A 23552-nucleotide genomic window follows, 5' to 3' on the forward strand; every position below is an offset into this window, starting at 1 on the left:
TTTCAAAGAGTAAAACTGCCTTGTTTGAATTTTCCCTTGAAAACCAGTATAATGGTAGAATGCTATGTGACTAGAAAGGAAGTTGAATGAAGCAATCTATTTCAAATCTCAAGTTGGCTGAGCGTGGGGCCATTATCAGCATTTCAACCTATTTGATCTTGTCTGCAGCCAAATTAGCAACTGGTCACCTCCTTCATTCATCCAGTTTGGTGGCCGATGGTTTTAATAACGTCTCGGACATCATTGGAAATGTGGCCCTCTTGATTGGCATTCGGATGGCGCGCCAGCCTGCAGACCGTGACCACCGTTTTGGTCATTGGAAGATTGAAGATTTGGCAAGCTTGATTACTTCTATCATCATGTTCTATGTTGGCTTCGATGTACTTCAGGATACCATTCAAAAAATTCTCAGTCATGAAGAAACGGTCATTGATCCTCTGGGTGCAACTCTAGGAATCATTTCTGCAGCGATTATGTTTGTGGTCTATCTCTACAATACTCGCCTCAGTAAGAAATCCAACTCCAAGGCGCTGAAGGCAGCTGCCAAGGACAATCTTTCTGATGCTGTTACCTCTCTTGGTACGACCATTGCCATCCTAGCTAGTAGTTTCGATTATCCCATTGTGGATAAACTGGTTGCCATCATCATCACTTTCTTTATCTTAAAGACTGCCTATGATATCTTCATCGAGTCTTCCTTTAGCCTTTCGGATGGCTTTGACGACCGTCTGCTTGAGGATTATCAAAAGGCCATCATGGAAATTCCCAAAATCAGCAAGGTTAAGTCCCAAAGAGGTCGTACCTACGGTAGCAACATCTACCTGGATATTACGCTAGAGATGAACCCTGACCTGTCTGTTTTTGAGAGTCATGAAATCGCGGATCAGGTCGAGTCTATGCTGGAAGAACGTTTTGGCGTCTTTGATACCGATGTCCATATCGAGCCAGCACCTATCCCTGAGGATGAAATTTTAGACAATGTCTATAAAAAATTACTCATGCGCGAGCAATTGATTGACCAAGGAAATCAACTGGAAGAACTCTTGGCTGATGATTTTGTCTATATTCGTCAAGACGGAGAGCAGATGGATAAAGAGGCATATAAAGCCGAAAAAGACTTGAATTCTGCTATCAAGGATATTCAAATCACTTCCATCAGTCAAAAGACCAAACTCATCTGCTATGAGTTAGATGGTATCGTCCATACCAGTATCTGGCGTCGCCACGAAACTTGGCAAAATATCTTTCATCAAGAAACCAAAAAAGAATAGAGAAATCCTGTCATGAGACGGGATTTTTCTATTCTTCTAGCTATCAAACTCACTTAGGTATTCATAGCGTTCGTATTTTTCAAGGAGTGCTTCGTTTTTCTCATCCAGTTCTTTTTGGAGAGTAGCTAGCTTACCAAAGTCGGAGCCATTAGCCTGCATCTCCTCTTCAATAGCAACGATACGATTTTCCAATGCTTCAATATCGCTTTCAATACTTGCCCACTCCTGCTTTTCTTGGTAGGTCATGCGTTTCTTGTCTTCTCGAATCTTGACGACTTTCTCCTTTTCGGCCTTTTGCACTTGATTGACCATCTCTGTTTCAAAGGTTTTTTCATCAAGATAGTCGGTGTAATGACCAAAGAAAGGACGAATCTTGCCATCTTCAAAAGCGAGAATCTTAGTCGCTACCTTATCCAAGAAATAGCGGTCGTGGCTAACTGTCAAAACAGGTCCCGCAAAGCCTTGCAAGAAATTCTCCAAAACTGTCAAGGTTGCAATATCCAAATCATTGGTCGGCTCGTCCAAGAGAAGAACATTTGGTTTTTCCAAGAGCAATTTGAGGAGATAAAGACGTTTTTTCTCTCCCCCAGACAATTTCTCAATCAAGGTTCCATGCGTCGAACGTGGGAAAAGGAACTGCTCTAGCAATTCTGCAATGGAAGTCGTAGAACCACCGCTGGTCTTGACCTCTTCTGCCACTTCCTGCAGGTAATTGATCACTCGCTTGCTTTCATCCAAACCCTCAATTTGTTGAGAGAAGTAGGCGATGCGAACAGTTTCCCCTATCACAACTTGACCTGCTGTTGGCTCAAGACTGCCTGCAATCAAGTTGAGGAGAGTTGATTTCCCAACACCGTTGTCCCCAACAATTCCAATACGATCTTTAGCCTGCACCAAGAGATTAAAATCTTGCAAAATGGGCTTGTTTTCATAGGCAAAAGAAACATCCTGAAACTCGATGACTTTCTTCCCAATCCGACTGGTTTCAAAGTTCATGGTCAAGTCTGTCTCAGCACTACTGCCTGAAACTTCCTTTTTCAAGTCATGGAAGCGATTGATACGAGCCTGCTGCTTGGTCGCACGCGCCTGCGGTTGCCTGCGCATCCATACCAATTCTTGCTTATAAAGTTGTTCCTTTTTGTGGAGAAGAGCCGCATCGCGCTCGTCCTGTTCCGCCTTAAGGCGAACATAGTCCTGATAATTTCCCTGGTACTCGGTCAAGCCTGCGCGATTCAATTCGAAAATCCGAGTTGACAAAGCGTCTAGGAAATAACGATCGTGGGTGATAAAAAGGACGGTCTTCTTAGAATTTTTCAAAAAGAGGGTCAGCCACTCAATAGTCGCAATATCCAGATGGTTGGTCGGCTCATCCAAAAGCAAGAGGTCGTTGTTGCCAAGTAAGACTTGCGCCAACTGGACCCGTCTTCTCAGACCACCTGACAATTCCCCAACAGGAGTAGATAAGTCCTGAATCCCCAGCTTGCTGAGAACAGTCTTGACCTGACTCTCAATTTCCCAAGCTTGGAGAGAGTCCATTTCTGCCATGACACGTTCCAAACGCGCCTGCTTGTCCTCACTATAGTTAAGCATGATCAATTCATACTCACGAATGAGCTGGATTTCCTTGAGGTCACTAGATAGAACCGTATCCAAGACCGTCTTACTATCATCAAAATCAGGATTTTGAGTCAAGTAACCAATTTGGTAATCATTCTTAGCTGAAAAAGGACTAACATCCCCATCAAAGCCAGAAACACCAGAAAGAACATCTAAAAGGGTGGTCTTGCCCGTTCCATTGACACCAATCAGACCGATTCTGTCTAGGTCATGGATGATAAAGGAAATATCCTTAAAAACGGTCTTGTCACCGACGGATTTACTTAGTTTTTCAACGATAAAATCACTCATTTTTCTCCCTCAAGTAAGCATGGATGGCTTGTCGGTCATTTTCCAATTCTCCATCGACAATGGCATATTCAATCTCTGTTAAAATCTCTCCCAAGTCTGGGCCCGGCTGATAACCATATTCCTTGATTAAAATACCACCGTTGATTTGGATTTCTTTCTTATCATGAATGGTCAAACTCTGATAGGTTTCTGTTATGGCTTGCGGGTTAACTTCTTTTCCTTGAGCCTGACGAAGATTTTCAACCTGTAAAAGCAACTCCAAGTCAAAGCGATAACAATCGCGCTTGCTCAATTCTCCCTTTTCACGCAGAGCCAAAATAGTCAGCAAATCCTGTACCTGCTTGGCAAACTGGCGTGAGGTCTTCCAAGCTTTCAAAAATGGCTGCGCATTTTCAATCTCCAAAGTCCACAAAAGAGCTGCCCAAGCTTGTTCAGAGGATTCAAAGGTGAAATCATATTCCAAATCAAACAGTCTGTTAAGCTTGTCCTGGCTAGCTGCCATATCAGGGAGATAGTCATAAGCTTGACTCTCAATCATGGAAACCAATCCCCTTCTCCAAAACGGAGCCAGCAAGAGTTTATCAAACTCAACGAAGGTACGCTCCACAGAAATTTTTTCCAAAAGTGGCGTCAAGGTCTTCATTGCTTTAAATGTTTCTGGCTCAAGTTCAAAGCCAAGACTGGCCTGAAAACGGAAACCACGCATAATCCGTAAAGCATCCTCGTTGAAACGCTCACTAGCCACTCCAACTGCTCGCAAGACTTGCTTTTCCAAATCCTCTAAGCCATAGAACAAGTCAATGATTTCCCCTGTCTCGTCCAAGGCAAAGGCGTTGACTGTGAAATCACGGCGCTTGAGGTCTTCCTCTAGCGAACGCACAAAGGAAACCGCACTGGGTCTGCGATAGTCCACATAGACATCCTCTGTCCGAAAGGTGGTTACCTCATACTCCTCATCTCCATCTAAGACCAAGACGGTTCCGTGCTCGATTCCGATATCGGCTGTTCGCGGAAAAATCTGCTTGGTCTCTTCTGGATAAGAAGACGTTGCGATATCCACATCATGGATAGGACGATTGAGGAGGGCGTCTCGAACAGAACCCCCAACAAAATAGGCTTCAAATCCTGCTTCTTTAATTTTTTCTAATACTGGTAAAGCCTTCTGAAATTCAGAAGGCATTTGCGTTAATCTCATAATAAGTGTTCTAATCCATAGACAAGCTCATGACGCTTGACAACTTCTTTAATTCCCAAATTGACCCCTGTCATGAAGGAGCTGCGATCATAGGAGTCATGACGAAGGGTCAATCCTTCTCCTTGATTGCCAAAGATGACTTCCTGATGGGCTACCAAACCTGGCAAACGAACTGAGTGGATGCGCATGCCATCAAAGTCAGCACCACGGGCACCTGCAATCAGTTCTTCCTCATCTACTGCACCTTGCTGAATGGACTCTCGAACTTCTGCCATTAACTCAGCTGTTTTAATAGCTGTTCCACTCGGAGCATCCTTTTTCTTGTCATGATGGAGCTCGATAATCTCCACATTTGGGAAATATTTGGCAGCTTGCGTCGCAAATTGCATGAGTAAGACAGCACCCAAGGCGAAATTTGGAGCAATTAAGCCACCCAAATCTTGAGCACGAGAAAATTCTTTTAGCTCTGCAATTTCTTCACTTGTGAAACCTGTTGTTCCAACTACTGGAACAAAGCCATTTTCAAGAGCAAAGCGTGTATTTTCATAGGCAACAGTTGGAGTAGTAAAATCTACCCAGACATCCGCTTCAAAGCCTGCTAAATCAGCCTTATCCTTGAAAACAGGAATTCCCTGCCATTCTGACTCAGACTCAAAAGGATCCAAAACTGCTACCAAGTCCAAGTCTGGATCAGCCAAGACCATCTGACAAGCAGCTTGGCCCATCTTTCCCTTAAAACCAGCAATAATTACTCGAATACTCATCTCTACTCCTGTCTAAGATACAAAGGACGTTGGCTGCCCATGAAAAATAGGGAATGGCGCTGACTTTCCACGAAAGGCAAGACAGGCATCTTTTTTCAAGAGGCAGGTAGTCCGTGTTCAATTGCTAAAATACAAGCCATCTTAACTAGTCTAGAAGTGCCAACTAAATCACTGGAATATAACCCAAGGCAATACTTCCTGCTCCTAGGTGGGTTCCAATGACACTACCAAATGTAGCAAGTGAAACATCTGAACTCAATCCAGATTCAATCAAGTGCTGACGCAATTCCTCAGCCTTTTCAGGAGCATTCCCATGAATGACAATGACACGATATTGCCCTGAAGCTGTTTCTTCCTTGATAATCTCAATTAAGCGCTTGGTTGCTTTCTTTTCCGTACGAACTTTTTCGTAAACTTCAATCACACCTTGGTCATTGAAATAGAGGATTGGCTTAATGCTAAGCAAATTGCCCAAAATAGCAGCACCATTTGAAAGACGTCCACCTTTGACCAAGTGGTCCAAATCATCTACCATGATAAAGGCTGACGTACGACTGATTTGAATGGCTAGCTTATCCTGAATGCTGGCAAAATCATCGCCCTGGTCTCGCCAGTTAAAGACGCTTTCAACCATGATACCCAGAGGAGCACTTGTAATCAAAGTGTCTGGAAAGGCAATAGTTAAACCTTCATAGTCATCCACCATATACTGGATATTTTGGTAAAAACCTGAAATTCCAGAAGATAGGAAAAGCCCCAAGGCATGGGTATAGCCTTGTTCTTTGAGCGAAGTTAAGATTTCATCTAACTTGGCAATGCTTGGTTGACTGGTCTTAGGCAATTCAGAAGCCTGAGCCATTTTTTGGTAAAATTCCTCAGCAGTCAGATTGATACCTTCGACATACTCCTCACCATCAATATTGACAGGAATATCCAAGACAAACAAGTCTTCTCTTTGCAAGGTCTCTGCACTGAGATAGGCAGAGGAATCTGTAATAACAGCTAGTTTCATATTAGAACTCCAAATTGATTCCTGGTAAGTCTAATGCAATTTCAGTTACTTCGTAAGTCAAACGGTTAAGCATGTTCAAACTTGGACGAGCCAAAGTTTCCACTTCTTCTTGGCTCAATTCACTTGGTTCATTGACAATACGGCCATCGATATGGTTTACTTGTGAAATAGTTCCACTAATGACAAACTTATCAAATACAATCATAAATGTCAAGATAACAATCAAGGAAGTCACTTGATTTTCTTGATCATGTTGGAGCAATTGGAAGTTCACATCCACCTTAGTTTCAGGAGCTCCATTTTCATTTTCCCATTCAAAATTACGCGCATCAAAATGATACTGACTAACAAATTCTTGTTCACGTTTAAGATTCATGTCTTTCTCCCTCGGCTACAATATTATAAGCTATTGTACCATAATTTTTTATTTTCATCTAGTTTTCTAGGATTTAGTCAATCCCGATTTCAGCTCGCACTACGTCAGCGATGGTATCAACATAGTAGTCCACTTCTTCTGTTGTAGGCGCTTCTGCCATAACACGCAAGAGGGGCTCTGTTCCACTTGGGCGAACAAGGATACGTCCATTCCCCGCCATTTCAGCTTCCATCTTCTCGATGATAACCTTGATAGCTGGCACTTCCATAGCCTTTTCCTTCATGGCATTTTCCACTCGGATATTAACTAATTTTTGTGGGTAAATGGTTACTTCTCCTGCCAACTCTGACAAGCTCTTACCAGTTTCCTTCATGATTTTAGTCAATTGGACAGCGGATAATTGACCATCACCTGTTGTATTGTAATCCATCAAGATCACGTGGCCAGACTGTTCACCACCGAGGTTGTAGCCTGATTTTCTCATTTCTTCAACAACGTAGCGGTCGCCAACTGCAGTTACTACCTTGTTAATACCTTCGCGGTCCAAGGCCTTGTGGAAGCCAAGGTTGGACATAACAGTTGTCACGATTGTATTTTGAGCCAATTGTCCTTTTTCAGAAAGGTATTTCCCGATGATGTACATAATCTTATCACCATCGACGATGTCCCCATTCTCATCGACAGCAATCAAACGGTCACTGTCTCCGTCAAAGGCCAAACCAATAGCTGATCCGCTTTCTTTGACCACTTCTTGAAGGGCTTCTGGGTGAGTTGAACCAACATTAAGATTGATGTTAAGACCGTCTGGTGTTTCCCCGATAACCGTCAATTGGGCACCAAGGTCTGCAAAGATTTGACGGGCACTTGTAGAAGCTGCACCGTTTGCTGTGTCCAAGGCAACCTTCATTCCTTCAAGAGGAGTTCCAGTTGAAACAAGGTAGCCTTCATACTTACGCAAGCCTTCTGGATAATCTACCAAGGTTCCTAAGCCTTCTGCACTTGGACGTGGCAGAGTGTCTTCTGCAGCATCTAGCAAGGCTTCAATTTCTGCTTCCTTTTCATCATCTAGTTTGAAGCCATCACCGCCAAAGAACTTGATTCCGTTATCAAGGGCTGGGTTGTGGCTAGCAGAAATCATGACACCCGCACTAGCTCCCTCAGTTTTTACCAAGTAAGCTACTGCTGGTGTTGCCAGAACACCTAGTTTGTATACGTGAATACCAACTGAAAGGAGACCTGCTACTAGGGCAGATTCTAGCATTTCCCCTGAAATACGTGTGTCACGTCCTACAAAGACTTTCGGTGCTTCCGTTTCATGTTGACTGAGAACATAGCCTCCAAAACGTCCTAGTTTAAAGGCTAATTCCGGAGTAAGTTCTACGTTAGCTTCTCCACGGACTCCATCAGTCCCAAAATATTTACCCATTTTATAAAATCCTTTTCCTATTTTTAATTCGTTTTTGAACTAGTTGCTTTCGTTGACGAAGATGTCTCCGATGAACTGCTTGTTGTTGAATTTGATGTGCTTGAACTTGGTGCTACTGGTTTTGTAGTCACCTTCATTATTGTATCAAAGGGAGTGATAACTGCTGGTAAGACAACACCATTGCGGTCGATTGCCTGCAAAGGTACTGAACCACTGTAATTACCTGTAATCCGTTCACTAGTTGGCAAGACAGCGATAATCTTATCAATTCTATCCAATGTCTCTTGGTCACTCGTAATCGACACTTCTTCATCTGACAGCGTGACATTTTCAATCTGTACCCGACTATCAATTTGACTAGGGTCAATCTCTGGTACAACCTTTACCTTATTCTTCTGAGCCTTCTTACCAATCTTGACTGTAATTTTTTGCGGAGTCGCCACAGCGGTCAGCCCATTGGGTAAATCTTCAATGCTCAAAGGAACTTCAATCGTTCCAACACTGGCATCTGTTAGGTCAGCAGTAACCTTGAATTTACGTGTGCTTTCTTGCATTTCACTAGCTAGCGATAGGCGATTTGCACCAGTCAAGACCACTGATACTTCTGAAGCAAAACCGCTAATAAAATACTCATCACTATTATAGCGTATGTCAATAGGGACATTTGTTACTGTATTCGTATAGGTTTCCGTTTTTACCTGCCTAGCACTGGTACTGTTTTGAAAATTCGTCGCCGTAGCATAGACAAATAAGACACAAGCAAAAAAGAGTGAGGATATGATATATAAACTATTTTTTCTCATGTTTCCATCCTCCTAGCAATCGTTCTTTAAAACTAAGACCTGCTTCCTCTTTTGGAAGTAAGATTTCACGTAATTCTGTTTCAAATTCATCAAGTGTTAGGTTGTGCTTAAAGCTTCCATTATAGGTTATCGAAATTCCTCCCGTTTCCTCTGATACGACAAAAGTCAAGGCATCTGAGACTTCTGATAAACCAATAGCCGCCCGATGTCTGGTTCCAAATTCCTTGGAAATTCCTGTACTTTCTGTCAAGGGCAGATAGGCAGACGTCACAGCGATACGTTCTTCTCTGATAATCACCGCACCATCATGTAGGGGAGTGTTGGGAATAAAAATGTTAATGAGAAGTTCTGCAGAAATCTTAGCATCTAAGGGAATTCCTGTCGAAATATACTCCTGCAAGGTACGTACACGCTGAATAGCAACCAAGGCCCCGATTTTACGAGGACTCATGTATTCAACAGACTTAACAAAGGCACGAATCATCTGTTCCTCAGCACTAATAGGGGCATTGGAAAAGAAATCTGTCGCTCTTCCCAAACGTTCCAAACCAGTCCGAATCTCTGGAGAGAAGATAACAACCGCCGCAATAACCCCATAAGTAATAATTTGATTGATCAACCAAGAAATCGTAGTCAAGCCAATCATATTTGCAAGGATTTGAGCTAAAATAAACACCAAAACTCCACGTACCAAAATCATAATCTTGGTTCCTGCAATAGCTTTTGTAAAATGATATAAAATATAAGCAACAATCAAAATATCAATCAGATTGATAGCTATCGTCCATGGACTTGCAAACAAACTGGTCCAATATTGCAGATTGGATAATTGTTGAAAATTCATCCCTGATATCCTCCCTATCAAAACACTTTCGTCCTATTATACCATTTTCTGGCATTTTTTTCCCTATCCTAGTCCATTTTACATTGAGCAAAAATATGATACAATAAACTGACTAGAAAAAACAAAGGAGAAACCATGTCTCAACTCTATGATATTACCATTGTAGGTGGTGGTCCTGTCGGGCTTTTTGCAGCCTTTTATGCCCACCTACGCCAAGCCAAGGTTCAAATCATCGACTCTCTTCCCCAACTGGGTGGACAACCTGCTATTCTCTACCCTGAAAAGGAAATCCTAGACGTCCCAGGCTTCCCAAATCTGACTGGAGAAGAGTTGACTAACCGCTTGATTGAACAGCTAAACAGCTTCGATACCCCTATTCATCTTAATGAAACGGTTCTTGAGATTGAAAAACAAGAAGAAGGATTTACCATCACGACTTCTAAAGGAAGTCACCTGACTAAAACAGTTATCATCGCTATGGGTGGCGGTGCCTTCAAACCACGTCCTTTGGAACTAGAAGGCGTTGAGGGCTATGAAAATATCCATTACCACGTTTCCAACATCCAGCAATACGCTGGTAAGAAAGTGACGATTCTTGGTGGGGGAGACTCAGCAGTGGATTGGGCTTTGGCTTTTGAAAAAATTGCACCAACCACCCTTGTTCACCGCAGAGATAATTTCCGTGCCTTGGAACACAGTGTTCAAGCCCTGCAAGAATCATCTGTATCCATCAAGACACCATTCGTTCCTAGCCAACTCCTTGGAGATGGAAAAGCACTCGATAAACTTGAAATCACAAAAGTCAAATCTGATGAAACCGAAACGATTGACCTAGACCACCTCTTTGTCAACTATGGTTTCAAATCTTCGGTCGGTAATCTTAAAAACTGGGGGCTCGACCTCAACCGCCACAAGATTATCGTCAACAGCAAACAAGAATCTAGCCAAGCAGGTATCTATGCTATCGGTGACTGCTGCTACTATGACGGAAAAATTGACTTGATTGCGACAGGTCTCGGAGAAGCTCCAACTGCTGTCAATAATGCTATCAACTACATCGACCCTGAGCAAAAAGTACAACCAAAACACTCTACTAGTTTATAAAAAAGAACCACGAGTCACATAGGATTCGTGGTTTTAAAATGAACTACACCTCAAAAGTTAGACAGAAATACATCTAACTTCTGATATGCAGCCCACCTTCTCTTTGCTCTTGTTTGAATAAGAAATTTTTTGAAGAATCATTAGATTATACAAAGTATTCATATCAGCCTTTTAAAGCTATATAAAAACTCTCCAACTATTCTATTATACCATATAAAAAAATAAATAAATAGACTTGTTTTTTTCTTTTTTTGACGTATACTAATAATAGAAAGCGCTTTAAATAAAATAAAAGGAGGTTTTATGAGGAAAGTAAATAAGGACATTTTATTCTTAACTGGAATCATAGTTTTATGTTTTGGTTTTTTATTATTTCACATCAACCCCTATTATGCCGAACCCTATGCGACACTGAAAGAAAGAATAAATTTATTCTTTTGGCAACTATATTGGAGACCTGTAGGAACTCTCAGTATTATTTCGGGTTGCATTATAACTTTCAAAGGATTGAAAAAATAATCTTTTACTCATGAAGAAAGGAAATTTGTTATGATTAAACTGAAACTATTGTTTTTCTCTCTACTATCAAGTCTATTATTCTTAGTCACAACATCTACGGTTTTTGCTGATGTCTATCCTGGTACAAATTATGAAATTGTATCTAATCGTATTGTAAAAGATATCAACACAGGAGAGTTATTGTCATTTTATACGACTGAACTTAGAGACGCCTATTTAGAGTCTAAATCTACGTATCAGACTCGTTCTAATGCAACTGGTGTTGCAGACTATAGAACTAAATACTCTCACTCTTACAAGAAAAGCACCACATCAGGTCCTGTAAGTTCAACTGCCTATGGTGGAAAAGCTGGAGCTACTCTGACTGTAGGTGCAGGTGTTAGCTTTTCTGCTCCGGAGTCTGGAGCTGGACTTAGTTTAAATCACTCAGTCTCCCATAACGTACCACCCTACACTTATGGTTATATTAGACTAAAAGCATCTTACACAGTAAACGTTCGTAAACTAGAAGTTAGATACTTAGGCACCAACAAATGGGTTCCAGCTGGTGAAACCTCTACTATATCGAATGTTAGCGTTTGGAGCGAACTGGTCACTTGGAAATAACTCATTAGAGACTGGGTAAAAACTCAATTTCAGGAGAAAATGAAATAAATTTTCTCACAATAAAACGCATAGTATTACGGTTCAAGTCAACACCGGATATTATGCGTTTTTGATTTTAAAGAGCCAAATTTCTTAACTTAATGACATTGCTTTTTGCCCAACCTCTTTTTATTTCAAAAAAGAACCTCGCAAAACAAGAGCCTGGTTTTATAGTTCATCAGCTAATTTATTTATTTTTCTGAGTCTGTGGTTGACACCACTTTTGGTCAGAGGGGTGCTGAGGCTATCTGCCAACTGTTGGATAGAGTAGTCTGGGTGCTGAATCCGCAACTGCGCTACTTCCTGCAAATCCACTGGCAGATTTTCTAAGCCTATAATATCTTTGATTTTGCTGATATTGTTGATAGTCTTCATGCTGGCAGAAACTGTCCGAGCAATATTAGCTGTCTCGGCATTATTGGCTCGATTAAGATCGTTACGAGTTTCCCGCAAAATCTTAACCCGCTCAAAATCATCACGCGCCTTCATGGCTCCGATTACTATAAGAAAGTCCATAATATCTTCGGCACGCTGGAGATAGGTCACAGCTCCCTTCTTGCGTTCAAGCACCTTGGCATCCAGTAAAAACTGCTGGAGAAGGGAGGCAATCCCTTGCGCGTGGTCCAGATAAACAGAACTGATTTCCAACTGATACTTGCCTGACTCAGGGTCACGAATGCTTCCATTTGCCAAGAAAGCACCACAGAGATAGGCACGACCTGCTTCCTCATCCGATAAAATCGCCTCATCAATACCTGTTTCCAGACCAAAGAAGGAGTCTGCCAAGTGCAAATCACTTAACAAATCCTGCACCTTTTCATCTGTAAAAACGGTATAGACCCGATTCTTGCGGAGATTGCTTCTTTGGTGGTGACGTATTTCCGATTTGATTTCATAGAAATGGAGAAAGGACTCATAGAGGTGACGAGCCAGTTTGGCATTTTCTGTCACGACGGACAAGGTCAGGCCCGAGGTCGAGAGACCGATGCTACCAGACATCTTGATAATGGCAGATAATTCATGCCGGCTTAGATGGTGCTGACCTAGGATTTCTTCTTTTACTGCTACTGTGAAACTCATTTTCTCACCTGTATAATCCGCATCAACTCATCCACTATCAAATTCCCATCGTGGAAGGCACCACCATTTTCCAGACGGAGGAAGTTGGATGAAATCACGCGCGGAACTTGCTTACAAAGACTTGCAAAATCATGTTCCACCTGCACCAAGTATTCATCAAACCGGTTGGAATTCATGTATTCCTGAGGCACTTTTTCGATATTTACCAAGACAGTATCGATAAAAGGGCGACCAAGATGACGATGCAAGACCTCCACATGATCACTATCTGTAAAGTGTTCTGTCTCCCCACGTTGGGTCATGATATTGCAGACATAGGCGATTTCTGCCTTAGTTTCCAAAAGCGCCTGCCCAATTTCCTTAATGACAATATTGGGCAAAATAGAGGTAAAGAGAGAGCCAGGCCCTAGGACAATCATGTCACTTTCAAGAATGGTCTGCACTACTCGACGACTGGCCAGAGGCGTATCATCGTTGAGGGTATTGGTCACATAGACATGGTCAATCATGCCTGGATGGTCTGCAATATGACTCTCTCCAGCCACTTCTGTCCCATCCTGAAAGACTGCATGCAGGGTCAAAGGATGGTCACTGGAAGGATAAATCTTCCCAGTCGTATGGAAAAATTTGCTCAGCAACTGCATGGCATTATAGGTCGAACCCTGCATTTCTGACAGACCTGCAATAATGAGATTTCCCAATGGATGTCCAGCAAAGGCTCCAGCATCTTCAGAAAAGCGATACTGAAAGACCTTTTCATAAAACTTAGGCATATCCGACATGGCCACAAGGACATTACGAAGATCACCTGGCGGTGTCAATTGTTGCATATTTTTTCGGAGTTCACCTGAAGAACCACCATCATCTGCCACCGTTACGATAGCCGCGATTTCCACATCTTTTTCCCGCAGACTTTTAAGAATGACGGGGATCCCAGTACCTCCACCAATCACCGTTATCTTTGGTTTTCTCATGAACGGTTTACCGTTTCCTTTCTTCGGTCTTTGTCGCGATGCCCTTCATTGACAGGCCAAGTCTTGGATAAGTCCTGCGCCAAGCGTTTGGCAAAGGCCACACTACGGTGTTGTCCACCCGTACATCCCATGGCAATGGTCAAAACGGACTTACCTTCCTTTTGGTAACTTGGCAAAATCGGTTCAATCAAGGCCAACAAATGCTGATAAAAATCTTCTGACTCAGGATGATTCATGACATAGTCATACACTGGTTCATCCACACCCGTTTGGTTTCTCAGTTCTGGAAGGTAGTAGGGATTTGGCAAGAATCGGACATCAAAGACCAAGTCCGCATCAATCGGGATTCCATATTTAAAGCCGAAAGACATGACTTCGATACGGAAAGACTGGGCTTGTTCTTGATCTGAAAACTGCTCTGCAAGGGTTTTACGCAGCTCACGAGGAGTAAGTTCAGTCGTATCCACCACATTTTGGCTCATATTTTTCAAAGGCGCCAAGAGCTCACGTTCCAGCTTGATTCCATCCAAAATCCGACCATCTGCAGCTAATGGGTGACTCCGTCTGGTTTCCTTGTAACGCGCGACCAATTCCTTATCAGCTGCATCCAAAAAGAGAATTTTAAAGTCCAGTTCTTCCTTGTTTTCCAACTCATCCAAAACAGCTTGAATCTCTGAGAAGAAAGAACGGCTACGCATATCCACTACCAAGGCCAACTTATGGTCGTCTTCCTTTGTTTCCACCAACTGCAAAAACTTAGGCAAGAGGGCTGGCGGCATATTATCAATAGTAAAATAACCTAAATCCTCGAAGGACTGAATGGCTACAGTTTTGCCTGCCCCACTCATCCCTGTAACAATCACCAAGTGAAGTTGTTTCTTTGTCATCTGTTTCTCCTTATATCAAAAGAAGTTTGGCAACACCAAACTTCAACTAGCTTATCCAATCTCTGCGATGACTTCAATTTCGACTTTTACATCACGAGGAAGACGAGCTACCTCTACTGCTGAACGAGCTGGAAATTCCTCTGTAAAGGCCGTTTGGTAAACCTCGTTAAAAGGAACAAAGTCGTTCATATCGCTCAAGAAACACGTTGTTTTGACAACATGGTCAAAGTCAGTTCCTGCCTCTGCCAAAATAGCACCGATGTTTTTCAAGACTTGTTCTGTCTGTTCTTGGATTGTTTCTCCAACGATTTCCCCAGTTTCAGGAGATAGGGGAACTTGACCACTAGCAAACAAAAGGTTGCCAACGATTTTTCCTTGAACATATGGTCCGATAGCCTTTGGAGCTTTGTCTGTATGAATTGTTTTTGCCATTTTCTTTTCCTCACAATTTTTCTAAGATTGCATCCCAAGCCTCATCCATCCCTGCCTTGCTAACAGATGAAAAGAGGATGAAGTCGTCACTTGGGTCAAAGTTTAATTTCTTTTTGATTGCTGATTCATGCTTATTCCATTTACCACGAGGAATCTTGTCCGCCTTGGTCGCCACAATGATGACTGGAATCTCATAATACTTAAGAAATTCGTACATCTGCACATCATCTGCTGACGGGTCATGACGAAGGTCAACTAGACTGACCACTGCACGAAGATTTTCCCGAGTCGTTAGGTACTCCTCAATCATGCGCCCCCACTTTTCACGTTCCTTTTTAGAAACACGGGCATAGCCATAACCAGGCACATCCACAAAGCGCATCTTGTCATCAATGTTAAAGAAGTTGAGTAACTGGGTTTTACCAGGTTTACCTGATGTTCGGGCTAGGTTCTTGCGGTTCAGCATGGTGTTGATAAAGCTAGATTTGCCAACATTTGAACGCCCTGCAAGGGCAATCTCTGGCAGTTCATCCTGCGGATAGTGGGATTTATTCGCCGCACTGAGCAAGATTTCAGCATTGTGTGTATTCAGTTCCATAGTCACCTCTAGGCTGTTTCTAGGATTGGTTTATCCGTTCCATCGACAGCTTCTTTTGTGATGCGGACCAATTTCACATTTTCCTGACTCGGTACTTCAAACATGACATCTAGCATGGTTTCTTCAATAATCGAGCGAAGACCACGCGCCCCTGTCTTGCGTTCGATAGCTTTATTAGCAATCTCTTGAAGGGCTTCGTCGTCAAATTCCAACTCGACATCATCATAAGAAAGCAAGGTTTGGTACTGTTTCACCAAGGCATTTCTTGGCTCTTTCAAGATGCGAACCAAGTCATCGACCGTCAATTGCTCAAGAGCAGCAAAGACAGGCAAACGTCCAATCAATTCAGGGATAATACCAAATTTTTGAATATCTTCCGCGATGATTTCTTGCATGTAAGAACTGTTTTCGTCAATCGCCTTGTTGTTTTGACCAAAGCCAATAACCTTTTCACCCAGACGTTGTTTGACAATTTCTTCAATGCCATCAAAAGCACCACCCACGATGAAGAGGATATTTTTGGTATCTACTTGAATCATTTCTTGTTGTGGATGTTTACGTCCACCTTGAGGCGGTACGCTGGCAACAGTTCCCTCTATAATCTTAAGAAGGGCTTGTTGCACCCCTTCACCAGAAACATCACGTGTGATAGACACATTCTCACTCTTCTTGGCAATCTTGTCAATTTCATCCACATAGATAATGCCACGCTCTGCACGTTCAATGTTAAAGTCAGCAGCCTGCAAGAGTTTGAGGAGGATATTTTCCACGTCCTCACCCACATAACCAGCCTCAGTAAGAGCAGTCGCATCTGCAATAGCAAAAGGCACATTCAAGCTCTTAGCCAAGGTCTGAGCAAGGAATGTTTTCCCTGAACCAGTTGGGCCAATCATCAAGATGTTTGACTTCTGCAAATCCACATCTTCTGACTCTTCGCGTGTATCGTGAAAATTAATACGTTTGTAGTGGTTATAAACTGCAACTGCCAAGGCACGCTTGGCACGATCTTGACCGATTACATAGTGGTTCAAGATATGGAGAAGTTCAATTGGTTTTGGCACTTCAGACAAGTCTGCCAAGACTTCCTCAACCAATTCTTCTCGAATAATTTCTTGAGCTAACTCCACGCATTCATTACAAATAAAGGCATTGTTGCCAGCGATTATTTTTTGTACTTCTTCTTGGTTTTTGCCACAAAATGAGCAATAAACCATCATATCATTTTTTCTAGTTGTAGGCATGATTTCCTTCCATTCTATACTGTCATTCTATCTAAAATAAGGTCATGTAAAAAGCATGAATACTATTGACCAGATTGGTAAAGGCATTTAACCAAAGAAGGATAGAAAGCCCGTAACGCTTTTTACGAAAAGCCTGTGCCCCTGCAAGCAAGCAGACCAAACACAGAAAAGCCGTGAATAAACCAAATAAACTCCGTTCCATTAGACTTCCTTTCTCTTGCGGTATTGGATGGTAAAATCATAAGGATTTTTCTCATCTTTGGTATAGGATTTGCTTGAAACTGTCTCAAAAAGGGACAAGTCAAACTCTTCAGGAAAATAGGTATCTCCCTCCACTCGAGCATGAATGTGAGTCACAATCACTTCATCAAGGTAGGGTTCAAAAGCCTGAAAAATTTGCTTTCCACCGATAATATAGAGATTCTTGTCTTGACACTGATACCAGTCCAAGACAGACTGGACATCCTGAAAAGTAGCCGCACCATCTATCTTTTCTTCCGGATTACGCGTCAAAATCAGGGTTTTCCGTTGTGGAAGCAAGCGACGCCCCATCCCATCAAAGGTCACACGTCCCATCAAGATAGCATGATTCAGGGTTGTTTCTTTGAAGTGTTGCAGTTCTGCTGGCAAATGCCAAGGCAGACGATTGTCTTTCCCAATCACACCCTCTTCATCCTGGGCCCAAATAGCTACGATTTTCTTAGTCATGCTTCCATCCTTTTTACTGATAGTACTATTCTATCAAAAAACTCAAAAAAAGACTGGTTTGGAATAGCTTACAAAATAGAAAAATCTGTAAGAAATTTCCTACAGATTTATCTATGTTTCCTTATTTCTTACAAACCAGTTGCTTGTCCAAGTTCTGCCGCAAGCATCCAAACTGTTTTCTCAAGTTCAGCCTTAGCACCAACAAAAATATCGTTTGTAACATCATCGCCTTCTTCGTCAGTCACATCCAACGCTTTTTGGAAAAGAGTGATGAGGTAGCGATAAATAGCTAGAACACGTTCCAAGCTTTCTTCAACATTACGGTATTCACCAGCTTCTTCTTCGATTTCACTATTTTGAAGGAATTCTGTCAATGTAGAGAATGGGCTTCCACCGAGTGTAATCAATCGTTCGCTGATTTCATCTAAATGACCATCAAGAGCATCCATGTACTCATCCATTTTTGGATGCCATACCATAAAACCGCGTCCACGCATATACCAGTGTACTTGGTGCAAAGCAACGTGGGCTACGTACAAATCAGCAACAGCTTGATTCAAAACTTCCTTTGTTTTTGCCAATGCTACTGGCGCTGCTTTTGTTAATGTTGCGACATCTTTTGCTGCTTCTTTTTTCAATTCTACCATTTTATTTTACCTCATTCATTATTTTTTGTAACCACTTCTTAATGATTACTACCTTAGTATACTACTAAGGAAAGACAATAGCAAGCCAAATGACCCACATGAGAAAAGTTGCAATAGACTGATAATTTAAGAATTCTTTAGAATAAAACACAGTCCCCTTACACATCTCTTAACTGCGACAAAATAAAGAAAAAGAGGATGCAATTTTCTTGCACACTCCTTTTTCAAACTTATATCTTAATACCAAACGCTGACGTCCACACGACCACGAATTCCTTTCATGTATTCAGAAGAGGTATACTGCCAACCTTTTTCTCCTGAATAATGAGGATTTTCCCATTCTAAAGCATTGGTATAGGCCGCTACCCAGTTTACATGTTTTAAAATATCTGGGTGTTTTAAACGCGTCTGTAATAAACTACGATAGCTATAGACATACACATTTTGATAGCCCGCCTGCTTCATCGTCTCCATGTACTTGTTGATAATCTTAACCCAAGTACCTGTATCACTCGGAGCACGCTTACTTTTATTCACATACTCCCAGTTCTCAACATCATAGTAGATAGGGTAAGACAAGTTCATATTGTATTTCTTCAGAAGTTCAATGGTCTGTTCAGCGTCATTCTCAGCATCGGTCTCATTTTCAGCATAGGTATAGAGATAGACACCATAAGGAATTCCCAGACGGTTTAACTCCTTAATGTTATGCGCCAATTCCTTGTCTTCTTTACCGCTATAACCTAGACGAACAATGACACCATCCACCTCGTTCTCATCAATAACCTTTTTCCAATCATTGATACGACCATTGTGCTCACTAATATCAATAACTTTCTTAGCATGTTCGGTTCCCACTTGCTCTTCTCTATTATTAAAGAAATAGCGTTTACCATCTCTGTGAACCCAGCCGACATTCAAATCTTTCTTTTCTTTGAGCTCACCAGAAGCCGCAAAGATATAGCGAGCACCATCCATAATCACTTCATCAGTCGCCATGGCACCACTTCCAGTCAAATAGTAGTTGCCTTGCCACTCATTCCGCGCCATATAGCCCCACTTCTTGAAATAGTACCATTTGCCGCCCACTTTTTGCCACTCTTGGTTGGCATAAGTTCCATCGGATTTTAGATAAAAATAAGCAGAATAAGCCGGATCATAAAGCCATTCATTTTGCATCATGGCACCTTGACCATTCAAGAAATAACTTCCTTGCCATTGGCTTTTAGCCATGTAACCCCACTTCTTGAAGTAATACCACTTATTTCCAATCAATTGCCATTCTTGATGAGCATAAGCCCCATCTGACTTAAGATAAAACCAACTCTTGTAATTACTGTCATAGATCCACTCGTTTTGGGCCATATAGCCACCTGATTTCAGGTAGTAATTTCCATGCCATTCATTCTGCGTGTAACGACCATCTGAATTAATATAAAACCAAGCCTTGTAGTAGTTGTCAAAAATCCATTCACTTTGAGCTTTAGAACCATCAGCCTTTACATAATAATCCCCATCCCAGTGGGCAGAGACACTGTTTCTCTGTTCATTGCTACTAGTTGATGAAGTCCCTGTTGATAGACTAGATTTTTCTGAAACTGTGCTTCCACTTGTTTCATCTGCCGCAATTCCTGAAACTCTTGCGCCAAGTAAGCAGAGACTTGCTAGCCCTATACATACAATTTTTGTTTTCAATCTTTCCTCTCCTATAAAAAATGGAACAGGCACCTGAATGCTGTTCCACCTAGCTTTTGCTACTGATTATTTTACAAAGTCAAGCAAAGCCAAGAAGCTTTCAGCTTCAAGTGACGCACCACCTACAAGGGCACCGTCAACGTCTGGACAAGCCATGTATGAAGTAACGTTCTCAGGTTTAACAGAACCACCGTATTGAACACGAACTTTGTCCGCAACTTCTTGACCGAAGTCAGCAGCTACAACGTCACGAACAACTTTACACATTTTTTGTGCATCGTCTTGTGAAGCTGATTTACCAGTACCGATAGCCCAGATTGGCTCATAAGCGATAACTGATGCAGCAACTTGTTCAGCAGTCAATCCAGCCAATGCAGCAGATACTTGAGCACCTACGAATTCAGCAGCTTTACCAGCTTCGTAAGTTTCAAGTGACTCACCACAACAGATGATTGGAAGCATACCGTTTGCAAAGATTGCTTTTGCTTTTTTGTTGATATCTTCGTCAGTTTCATGGAAGTAGTCACGGCGTTCTGAGTGACCGATAACAACGTAGTCAGTACCGATTTCTTTCAAAACTTGTGGGCTAGTTTCACCAGTGAAGGCACCTGCATTTTCAAAGTAGCAATTTTGAGCAGCAACTTTAAGGTTTGAATCTTTGGCAGCAGCAAGAACAGCTGTCAAATCAAGAGCTGGAGCAGCGATACCTGCTTCAACAATATCTGATGAAGGAAGCTTTGATGCAACTGCTTCAACAAATGCTTTAGCTTCTTCTGGATTTTTGTTCATTTTCCAGTTACCAGCGATAAATGGTTTACGTGACATTTCACATACCTCTTTTTTCAATTTATTTTCTATTTATTTTATCACAATTAAACACAGCTTGCAAATCTTACTCGGATTTCAAGCCTGCTTGCACGGATTAATCCTTCCAGAGATCCATAGCATTTCTGAAATCTGCAGATACCTGTGTCAACTGAGGATTGCTTGCTTCTCTTTCTGCCCGCTTAGCCTCGATTTGAGCCACACTCTTGATACCTTCATGGCGCCAATTTCTCAAAATGGCCTGGATGTACTTCCAGTTTGGTTTTCCATTCAAAACAGCTTCACGAAGAGCTTCCTTAATCAAGTCAGCACTGGTTCCATCTTCTTTTAGTGTCTTAGTCAAATCCTCAATCTCAAAAGGTGTCAACAAGCGTCCCAACTCCTGCTGGAAGGTTTCCACCAAATCCTTAAGCTGATTCTGAGGTGTCAACTGGTCTGAACTCGAAGCACTAGCTCCAAGCAAGTCATCCAAACGTTCCAAAGCCAAACTAGCATCAAAAAGCAATTCGATTTCGCCATTTAATTCGATAGTACGGTACTGAAGCAGTCCCCTCTCCGTCAGATTGGAAATGGACTGGTTGACATCCGAAATTTCCTTGCCAATCCTTTCAGCAATCTGGCTTGGCGACATTTCTTCCAAACCTGTCGTATTTTGCAAATAGAAAAATTGCCAGACCAGAAAATCGTCGCTAGAAGGAAAGAGTTCCTTAAAATGCAAGAGAAGGGCACTCGGTAAAACCAAGTTCCCTGATTTAAAAGCGTCTAAATATGTCATAATTCCTCTTATAAATACCCAAATGCGGATGCATCATCTTCTATTTTTCTCCAGTCAAAAGGCGTCTCCTGATAGACCGCATAGTTCACCCAGTTACTGAAAAAGAGGGCTGCCGATGAAGACCAACAAAGACAAGGGGTCTGATTAACATCATCATCCTTAAAGTAATTTTCTGGAATATGTGGATCCAAACCTGCATCACAATCTCTAAAATACTCTTTTGCCAAGGTATCACGGTCATATTCCAAATGCCCAAAACTATAAATTTCACGCAAATCCCGACTAGCCAAAATCGAAACCCCAACCTGAGGTCCCTCTGATAAAATCTCGAGATTGGTCTTATTCAGAATCTCTTCCTTAGAAATCTCCGTATGCCGAGAATGAGGAGCTACGTAGCTATCGTCAAAGCCTCTAAAAAGAAGATGACCTTCCTTTAAGGTGTCCTGAGGATAGATACCCGATAACTTACTGTTCATCTGGTATTTTTCAACCCCATAACGCAGATAGAGTCCCGCCTGAGCACCCCAACAGATATGAAGGGTCGAATAGACATGGGTCTTGGACCACTCAAGCACCTGGCTAAATTCCTCCCAATAGTCCACTTCCTCAAATGGTAAATGCTCAACTGGAGCACCCGTGATAATCATCCCATCAAAATACTCATCCTTGACTTCAGGAAAAGTTTTATAAAAGGTCTCCATGTGCTCTGAACGAGTTGTCTTAGAACGATGGCTCTCCATATAAAGGAAATCAATATCCAGTTGTAGGGGTGTATTAGCCAAGTGGCGCAACAACTGGGTCTCTGTGACCATTTTCTGTGGCATGAGATTTAAAATTAAAATCTTCAAAGGGCGAATATCTTGGTGGGCCGCACGTTGATCATCCATGACAAAGATATTCTCTGTCCGTAAAATCTCAACAGCTGGTAGTTTTTTATCAATTCGAATCGGCATAACTCTCTCCTAACTGTACTTTTCAGGAATCATTGCATATGTTTGAAACTCTTCGAAAATCTCTTCAAACCTCGTCAACGTTGCCTTGCCGTAGATATGTTACTGACTTCGTCAGTTCTATCCACAACCTCAAAACAGTGTTTTGAGCAGCCTGCGGCTAGTTTCCTAGTTTGCTCTTTGATTTTCATTGAGTATAAAACTAAATCTCAAACACTTAGTCCCTTTATTATACTGCAAGAAGATATAGTTTTCAATTATAGTTTTTCTCTAACTAGCTATAGTCTATTTTTATACCCTAATGTAGAGAAAACAGCCCTAAGGACTGTTTTTCATTAATAATGCATAAGAACCTTGTAATCGTAGTCACCGATTTTTTCACGGCCGTTCAATTCATCCAATTCAACAAGGAAGGCACAACCTGCTACAATACCACCAAGTTTTTCAATCATCTCGATGGTTGCCTTAACAGTTCCACCTGTAGCCAAGAGATCATCTACGATAAGAACACGTTGACCTGGCTTGATGGCATCCGCGTGCATAGTCAAGGTATCAACACCGTACTCTTTTTCATAGTCAGCAGAAATAACTTCGCGTGGCAATTTACCTGGCTTACGAACAGGTGCAAAACCAATTCCCAACTCAAAGGCAACTGGACAGCCCACGATAAAACCACGAGCCTCAGGCCCTACAACCATGTCAATTTTCTTGTCAGTAGCATACTGAACAATTTCACGAACAGCATAGCTATAAGCATTTCCATCAGCCATCAAAGGACTGATATCACGGAAGGTAATACCTTCCTTTGGATAATTTTCAATTGTTGCAATGTAATCTTTTAAATTCATCTTTTTCTTTCTTTCAAAGTTTTTT

General features: G+C 41.9%; 25 protein-coding genes. 3 read left to right on the forward strand and 22 right to left on the reverse strand.

The window, feature by feature from the left end:
* The first annotated feature begins 86 nt into the window (after nt 1-86).
* Nucleotides 87-1271, forward strand: a complete 1185-nt coding sequence (gene mntE, locus HT722_RS05025; RefSeq protein ID WP_173277879.1) for a CDF family manganese efflux transporter MntE — start codon at nt 87-89, stop codon at nt 1269-1271.
* Between the two features lie 36 nt (nt 1272-1307).
* Here the strand turns inward: mntE and HT722_RS05030 are convergent, their stop codons facing one another.
* The 8 genes from HT722_RS05030 to cdaA all read right to left on the reverse strand — a co-directional run bounded on the left by HT722_RS05030 (nt 1308) and on the right by cdaA (nt 9599).
* Entirely contained in the window at nt 1308-3179 is a 1872-nt protein-coding gene (locus HT722_RS05030) for an ABC-F family ATP-binding cassette domain-containing protein (protein ID WP_173277881.1), read from the reverse strand.
* The gene (locus HT722_RS05035; RefSeq protein WP_345789577.1) at nt 3172-4374 is read right to left on the reverse strand and encodes a CCA tRNA nucleotidyltransferase; all 1203 of its coding nucleotides are present in this window, start codon (nt 4372-4374) and stop codon (nt 3172-3174) included. The genes HT722_RS05030 and HT722_RS05035 overlap by 8 nt, the downstream gene beginning before the upstream one ends.
* Nucleotides 4371-5138: a 4-hydroxy-tetrahydrodipicolinate reductase gene (gene dapB, locus HT722_RS05040; protein ID WP_173277883.1), complete on the reverse strand. Its 768-nt coding sequence runs from the start codon at nt 5136-5138 to the stop codon at nt 4371-4373. Before dapB ends, HT722_RS05035 begins: the two co-directional genes overlap by 4 nt.
* A 163-nt stretch (nt 5139-5301) precedes the next feature.
* Nucleotides 5302-6150 (reverse strand): DegV family protein, encoded by an 849-nt coding sequence (locus HT722_RS05045; RefSeq protein ID WP_173226788.1) that lies wholly within the window; start codon nt 6148-6150, stop codon nt 5302-5304.
* 1 nt (nt 6151) lies between these two features.
* Entirely contained in the window at nt 6152-6526 is a 375-nt protein-coding gene (locus HT722_RS05050) for a DUF1149 family protein (protein WP_001050088.1), read from the reverse strand.
* A 73-nt stretch (nt 6527-6599) separates the two neighbouring features.
* A complete protein-coding gene (gene glmM / locus HT722_RS05055; RefSeq protein WP_173226790.1) occupies nt 6600-7952 on the reverse strand; it encodes a phosphoglucosamine mutase in 1353 nt (450 codons plus the stop codon).
* Between the two features lie 23 nt (nt 7953-7975).
* Nucleotides 7976-8755, reverse strand: coding sequence for a CdaR family protein (locus HT722_RS05060; protein ID WP_084358166.1), 780 nt, complete (start codon nt 8753-8755; stop codon nt 7976-7978).
* Complete coding sequence (gene cdaA / locus HT722_RS05065) at nt 8742-9599, reverse strand: diadenylate cyclase CdaA (RefSeq protein ID WP_050089436.1); 858 nt, start codon at nt 9597-9599, stop codon at nt 8742-8744. Before cdaA ends, HT722_RS05060 begins: the two co-directional genes overlap by 14 nt.
* A 135-nt stretch (nt 9600-9734) precedes the next feature.
* On the opposite strand from cdaA, the gene HT722_RS05070 reads away from it, so the two are divergent.
* The gene (locus tag HT722_RS05070; RefSeq protein WP_173226792.1) at nt 9735-10703 is read left to right on the forward strand and encodes an NAD(P)/FAD-dependent oxidoreductase; all 969 of its coding nucleotides are present in this window, start codon (nt 9735-9737) and stop codon (nt 10701-10703) included.
* A 699-nt stretch (nt 10704-11402) separates the two neighbouring features.
* Nucleotides 11403-11828, forward strand: a complete 426-nt coding sequence (locus HT722_RS05075; RefSeq protein ID WP_226373187.1) for a hypothetical protein — start codon at nt 11403-11405, stop codon at nt 11826-11828.
* Between the two features lie 207 nt (nt 11829-12035).
* Here HT722_RS05075 and whiA read toward each other — a convergent pair whose 3' ends face one another.
* From whiA to HT722_RS05145, 14 genes are all read right to left on the reverse strand, one after another.
* A complete protein-coding gene (whiA, locus tag HT722_RS05080) occupies nt 12036-12947 on the reverse strand; it encodes a DNA-binding protein WhiA (RefSeq protein ID WP_172929044.1) in 912 nt (303 codons plus the stop codon).
* Nucleotides 12944-13921 carry a YvcK family protein gene (locus HT722_RS05085; protein ID WP_172929042.1) on the reverse strand — a complete coding sequence of 326 codons (978 nt, stop codon included), beginning with the start codon at nt 13919-13921 and terminating at the stop codon, nt 12944-12946. The genes whiA and HT722_RS05085 overlap by 4 nt, the downstream gene beginning before the upstream one ends.
* Nucleotides 13918-14808, reverse strand: a complete 891-nt coding sequence (gene rapZ / locus HT722_RS05090) for an RNase adapter RapZ (RefSeq protein ID WP_023943686.1) — start codon at nt 14806-14808, stop codon at nt 13918-13920. Before rapZ ends, HT722_RS05085 begins: the two co-directional genes overlap by 4 nt.
* Nucleotides 14809-14859: 51 nt before the next feature.
* A complete protein-coding gene (locus HT722_RS05095; protein ID WP_061457585.1) occupies nt 14860-15240 on the reverse strand; it encodes a RidA family protein in 381 nt (126 codons plus the stop codon).
* Between the two features lie 10 nt (nt 15241-15250).
* Nucleotides 15251-15838 (reverse strand): ribosome biogenesis GTP-binding protein YihA/YsxC, encoded by a 588-nt coding sequence (yihA, locus tag HT722_RS05100; RefSeq protein ID WP_000422605.1) that lies wholly within the window; start codon nt 15836-15838, stop codon nt 15251-15253.
* 8 nt (nt 15839-15846) lie between these two features.
* The gene (clpX, locus tag HT722_RS05105; RefSeq protein WP_138031720.1) at nt 15847-17079 is read right to left on the reverse strand and encodes an ATP-dependent Clp protease ATP-binding subunit ClpX; all 1233 of its coding nucleotides are present in this window, start codon (nt 17077-17079) and stop codon (nt 15847-15849) included.
* A 31-nt stretch (nt 17080-17110) separates the two neighbouring features.
* The gene (locus HT722_RS05110) at nt 17111-17281 is read right to left on the reverse strand and encodes a hypothetical protein (RefSeq protein ID WP_173277886.1); all 171 of its coding nucleotides are present in this window, start codon (nt 17279-17281) and stop codon (nt 17111-17113) included.
* Nucleotides 17281-17787, reverse strand: coding sequence for a dihydrofolate reductase (locus HT722_RS05115; RefSeq protein WP_173277888.1), 507 nt, complete (start codon nt 17785-17787; stop codon nt 17281-17283). The genes HT722_RS05110 and HT722_RS05115 overlap by 1 nt, the downstream gene beginning before the upstream one ends.
* Nucleotides 17788-17915: 128 nt before the next feature.
* Entirely contained in the window at nt 17916-18434 is a 519-nt protein-coding gene (locus HT722_RS05120; RefSeq protein ID WP_173277890.1) for a Dps family protein, read from the reverse strand.
* 237 nt (nt 18435-18671) lie between these two features.
* Nucleotides 18672-20162: a choline binding-anchored murein hydrolase LytC gene (lytC, locus tag HT722_RS05125; RefSeq protein ID WP_138702053.1), complete on the reverse strand. Its 1491-nt coding sequence runs from the start codon at nt 20160-20162 to the stop codon at nt 18672-18674.
* 33 nt (nt 20163-20195) lie between these two features.
* Nucleotides 20196-20954, reverse strand: a complete 759-nt coding sequence (gene tpiA, locus HT722_RS05130; protein WP_173277892.1) for a triose-phosphate isomerase — start codon at nt 20952-20954, stop codon at nt 20196-20198.
* A 97-nt stretch (nt 20955-21051) separates the two neighbouring features.
* Nucleotides 21052-21729, reverse strand: a complete 678-nt coding sequence (locus tag HT722_RS05135) for a DnaD domain-containing protein (protein WP_166736352.1) — start codon at nt 21727-21729, stop codon at nt 21052-21054.
* Nucleotides 21730-21737: 8 nt separating this feature from the next.
* Nucleotides 21738-22682: a homoserine O-succinyltransferase gene (gene metA, locus HT722_RS05140; protein ID WP_057487093.1), complete on the reverse strand. Its 945-nt coding sequence runs from the start codon at nt 22680-22682 to the stop codon at nt 21738-21740.
* Nucleotides 22683-23014: 332 nt separating this feature from the next.
* The gene (locus tag HT722_RS05145) at nt 23015-23527 is read right to left on the reverse strand and encodes an adenine phosphoribosyltransferase (RefSeq protein WP_023933925.1); all 513 of its coding nucleotides are present in this window, start codon (nt 23525-23527) and stop codon (nt 23015-23017) included.
* Nucleotides 23528-23552: the final 25 nt, after the last annotated feature.

It is taken from the genome of Streptococcus sp. 53, assembly GCF_013276565.1.
GTDB lineage: Bacteria > Bacillota > Bacilli > Lactobacillales > Streptococcaceae > Streptococcus.

Bases quoted from the DNA above. Each gene is read 5' to 3' on its own strand.
- mntE (WP_173277879.1), top strand. From the start codon at position 87: ATGAAGCAATCTATTTCAAATCTCAAGTTGGCTGAGCGTGGGGCCATT.
- HT722_RS05030 (WP_173277881.1), bottom strand. From the start codon at position 3,179: ATGAGTGATTTTATCGTTGAAAAACTAAGTAAATCCGTCGGTGACAAG.
- HT722_RS05035 (WP_345789577.1), bottom strand. From the start codon at position 4,374: ATGAGATTAACGCAAATGCCTTCTGAATTTCAGAAGGCTTTACCAGTA.
- dapB (WP_173277883.1), bottom strand. From the start codon at position 5,138: ATGAGTATTCGAGTAATTATTGCTGGTTTTAAGGGAAAGATGGGCCAA.
- HT722_RS05045 (WP_173226788.1), bottom strand. From the start codon at position 6,150: ATGAAACTAGCTGTTATTACAGATTCCTCTGCCTATCTCAGTGCAGAG.
- HT722_RS05050 (WP_001050088.1), bottom strand. From the start codon at position 6,526: ATGAATCTTAAACGTGAACAAGAATTTGTTAGTCAGTATCATTTTGAT.
- glmM (WP_173226790.1), bottom strand. From the start codon at position 7,952: ATGGGTAAATATTTTGGGACTGATGGAGTCCGTGGAGAAGCTAACGTA.
- HT722_RS05060 (WP_084358166.1), bottom strand. From the start codon at position 8,755: ATGAGAAAAAATAGTTTATATATCATATCCTCACTCTTTTTTGCTTGT.
- cdaA (WP_050089436.1), bottom strand. From the start codon at position 9,599: ATGAATTTTCAACAATTATCCAATCTGCAATATTGGACCAGTTTGTTT.
- HT722_RS05070 (WP_173226792.1), top strand. From the start codon at position 9,735: ATGTCTCAACTCTATGATATTACCATTGTAGGTGGTGGTCCTGTCGGG.
- whiA (WP_172929044.1), bottom strand. From the start codon at position 12,947: ATGAGTTTCACAGTAGCAGTAAAAGAAGAAATCCTAGGTCAGCACCAT.
- HT722_RS05085 (WP_172929042.1), bottom strand. From the start codon at position 13,921: ATGAGAAAACCAAAGATAACGGTGATTGGTGGAGGTACTGGGATCCCC.
- rapZ (WP_023943686.1), bottom strand. From the start codon at position 14,808: ATGACAAAGAAACAACTTCACTTGGTGATTGTTACAGGGATGAGTGGG.
- HT722_RS05095 (WP_061457585.1), bottom strand. From the start codon at position 15,240: ATGGCAAAAACAATTCATACAGACAAAGCTCCAAAGGCTATCGGACCA.
- yihA (WP_000422605.1), bottom strand. From the start codon at position 15,838: ATGGAACTGAATACACACAATGCTGAAATCTTGCTCAGTGCGGCGAAT.
- clpX (WP_138031720.1), bottom strand. From the start codon at position 17,079: ATGCCTACAACTAGAAAAAATGATATGATGGTTTATTGCTCATTTTGT.
- HT722_RS05110 (WP_173277886.1), bottom strand. From the start codon at position 17,281: ATGGAACGGAGTTTATTTGGTTTATTCACGGCTTTTCTGTGTTTGGTC.
- HT722_RS05115 (WP_173277888.1), bottom strand. From the start codon at position 17,787: ATGACTAAGAAAATCGTAGCTATTTGGGCCCAGGATGAAGAGGGTGTG.
- HT722_RS05120 (WP_173277890.1), bottom strand. From the start codon at position 18,434: ATGGTAGAATTGAAAAAAGAAGCAGCAAAAGATGTCGCAACATTAACA.
- tpiA (WP_173277892.1), bottom strand. From the start codon at position 20,954: ATGTCACGTAAACCATTTATCGCTGGTAACTGGAAAATGAACAAAAAT.
- HT722_RS05135 (WP_166736352.1), bottom strand. From the start codon at position 21,729: ATGACATATTTAGACGCTTTTAAATCAGGGAACTTGGTTTTACCGAGT.
- metA (WP_057487093.1), bottom strand. From the start codon at position 22,682: ATGCCGATTCGAATTGATAAAAAACTACCAGCTGTTGAGATTTTACGG.
- HT722_RS05145 (WP_023933925.1), bottom strand. From the start codon at position 23,527: ATGAATTTAAAAGATTACATTGCAACAATTGAAAATTATCCAAAGGAA.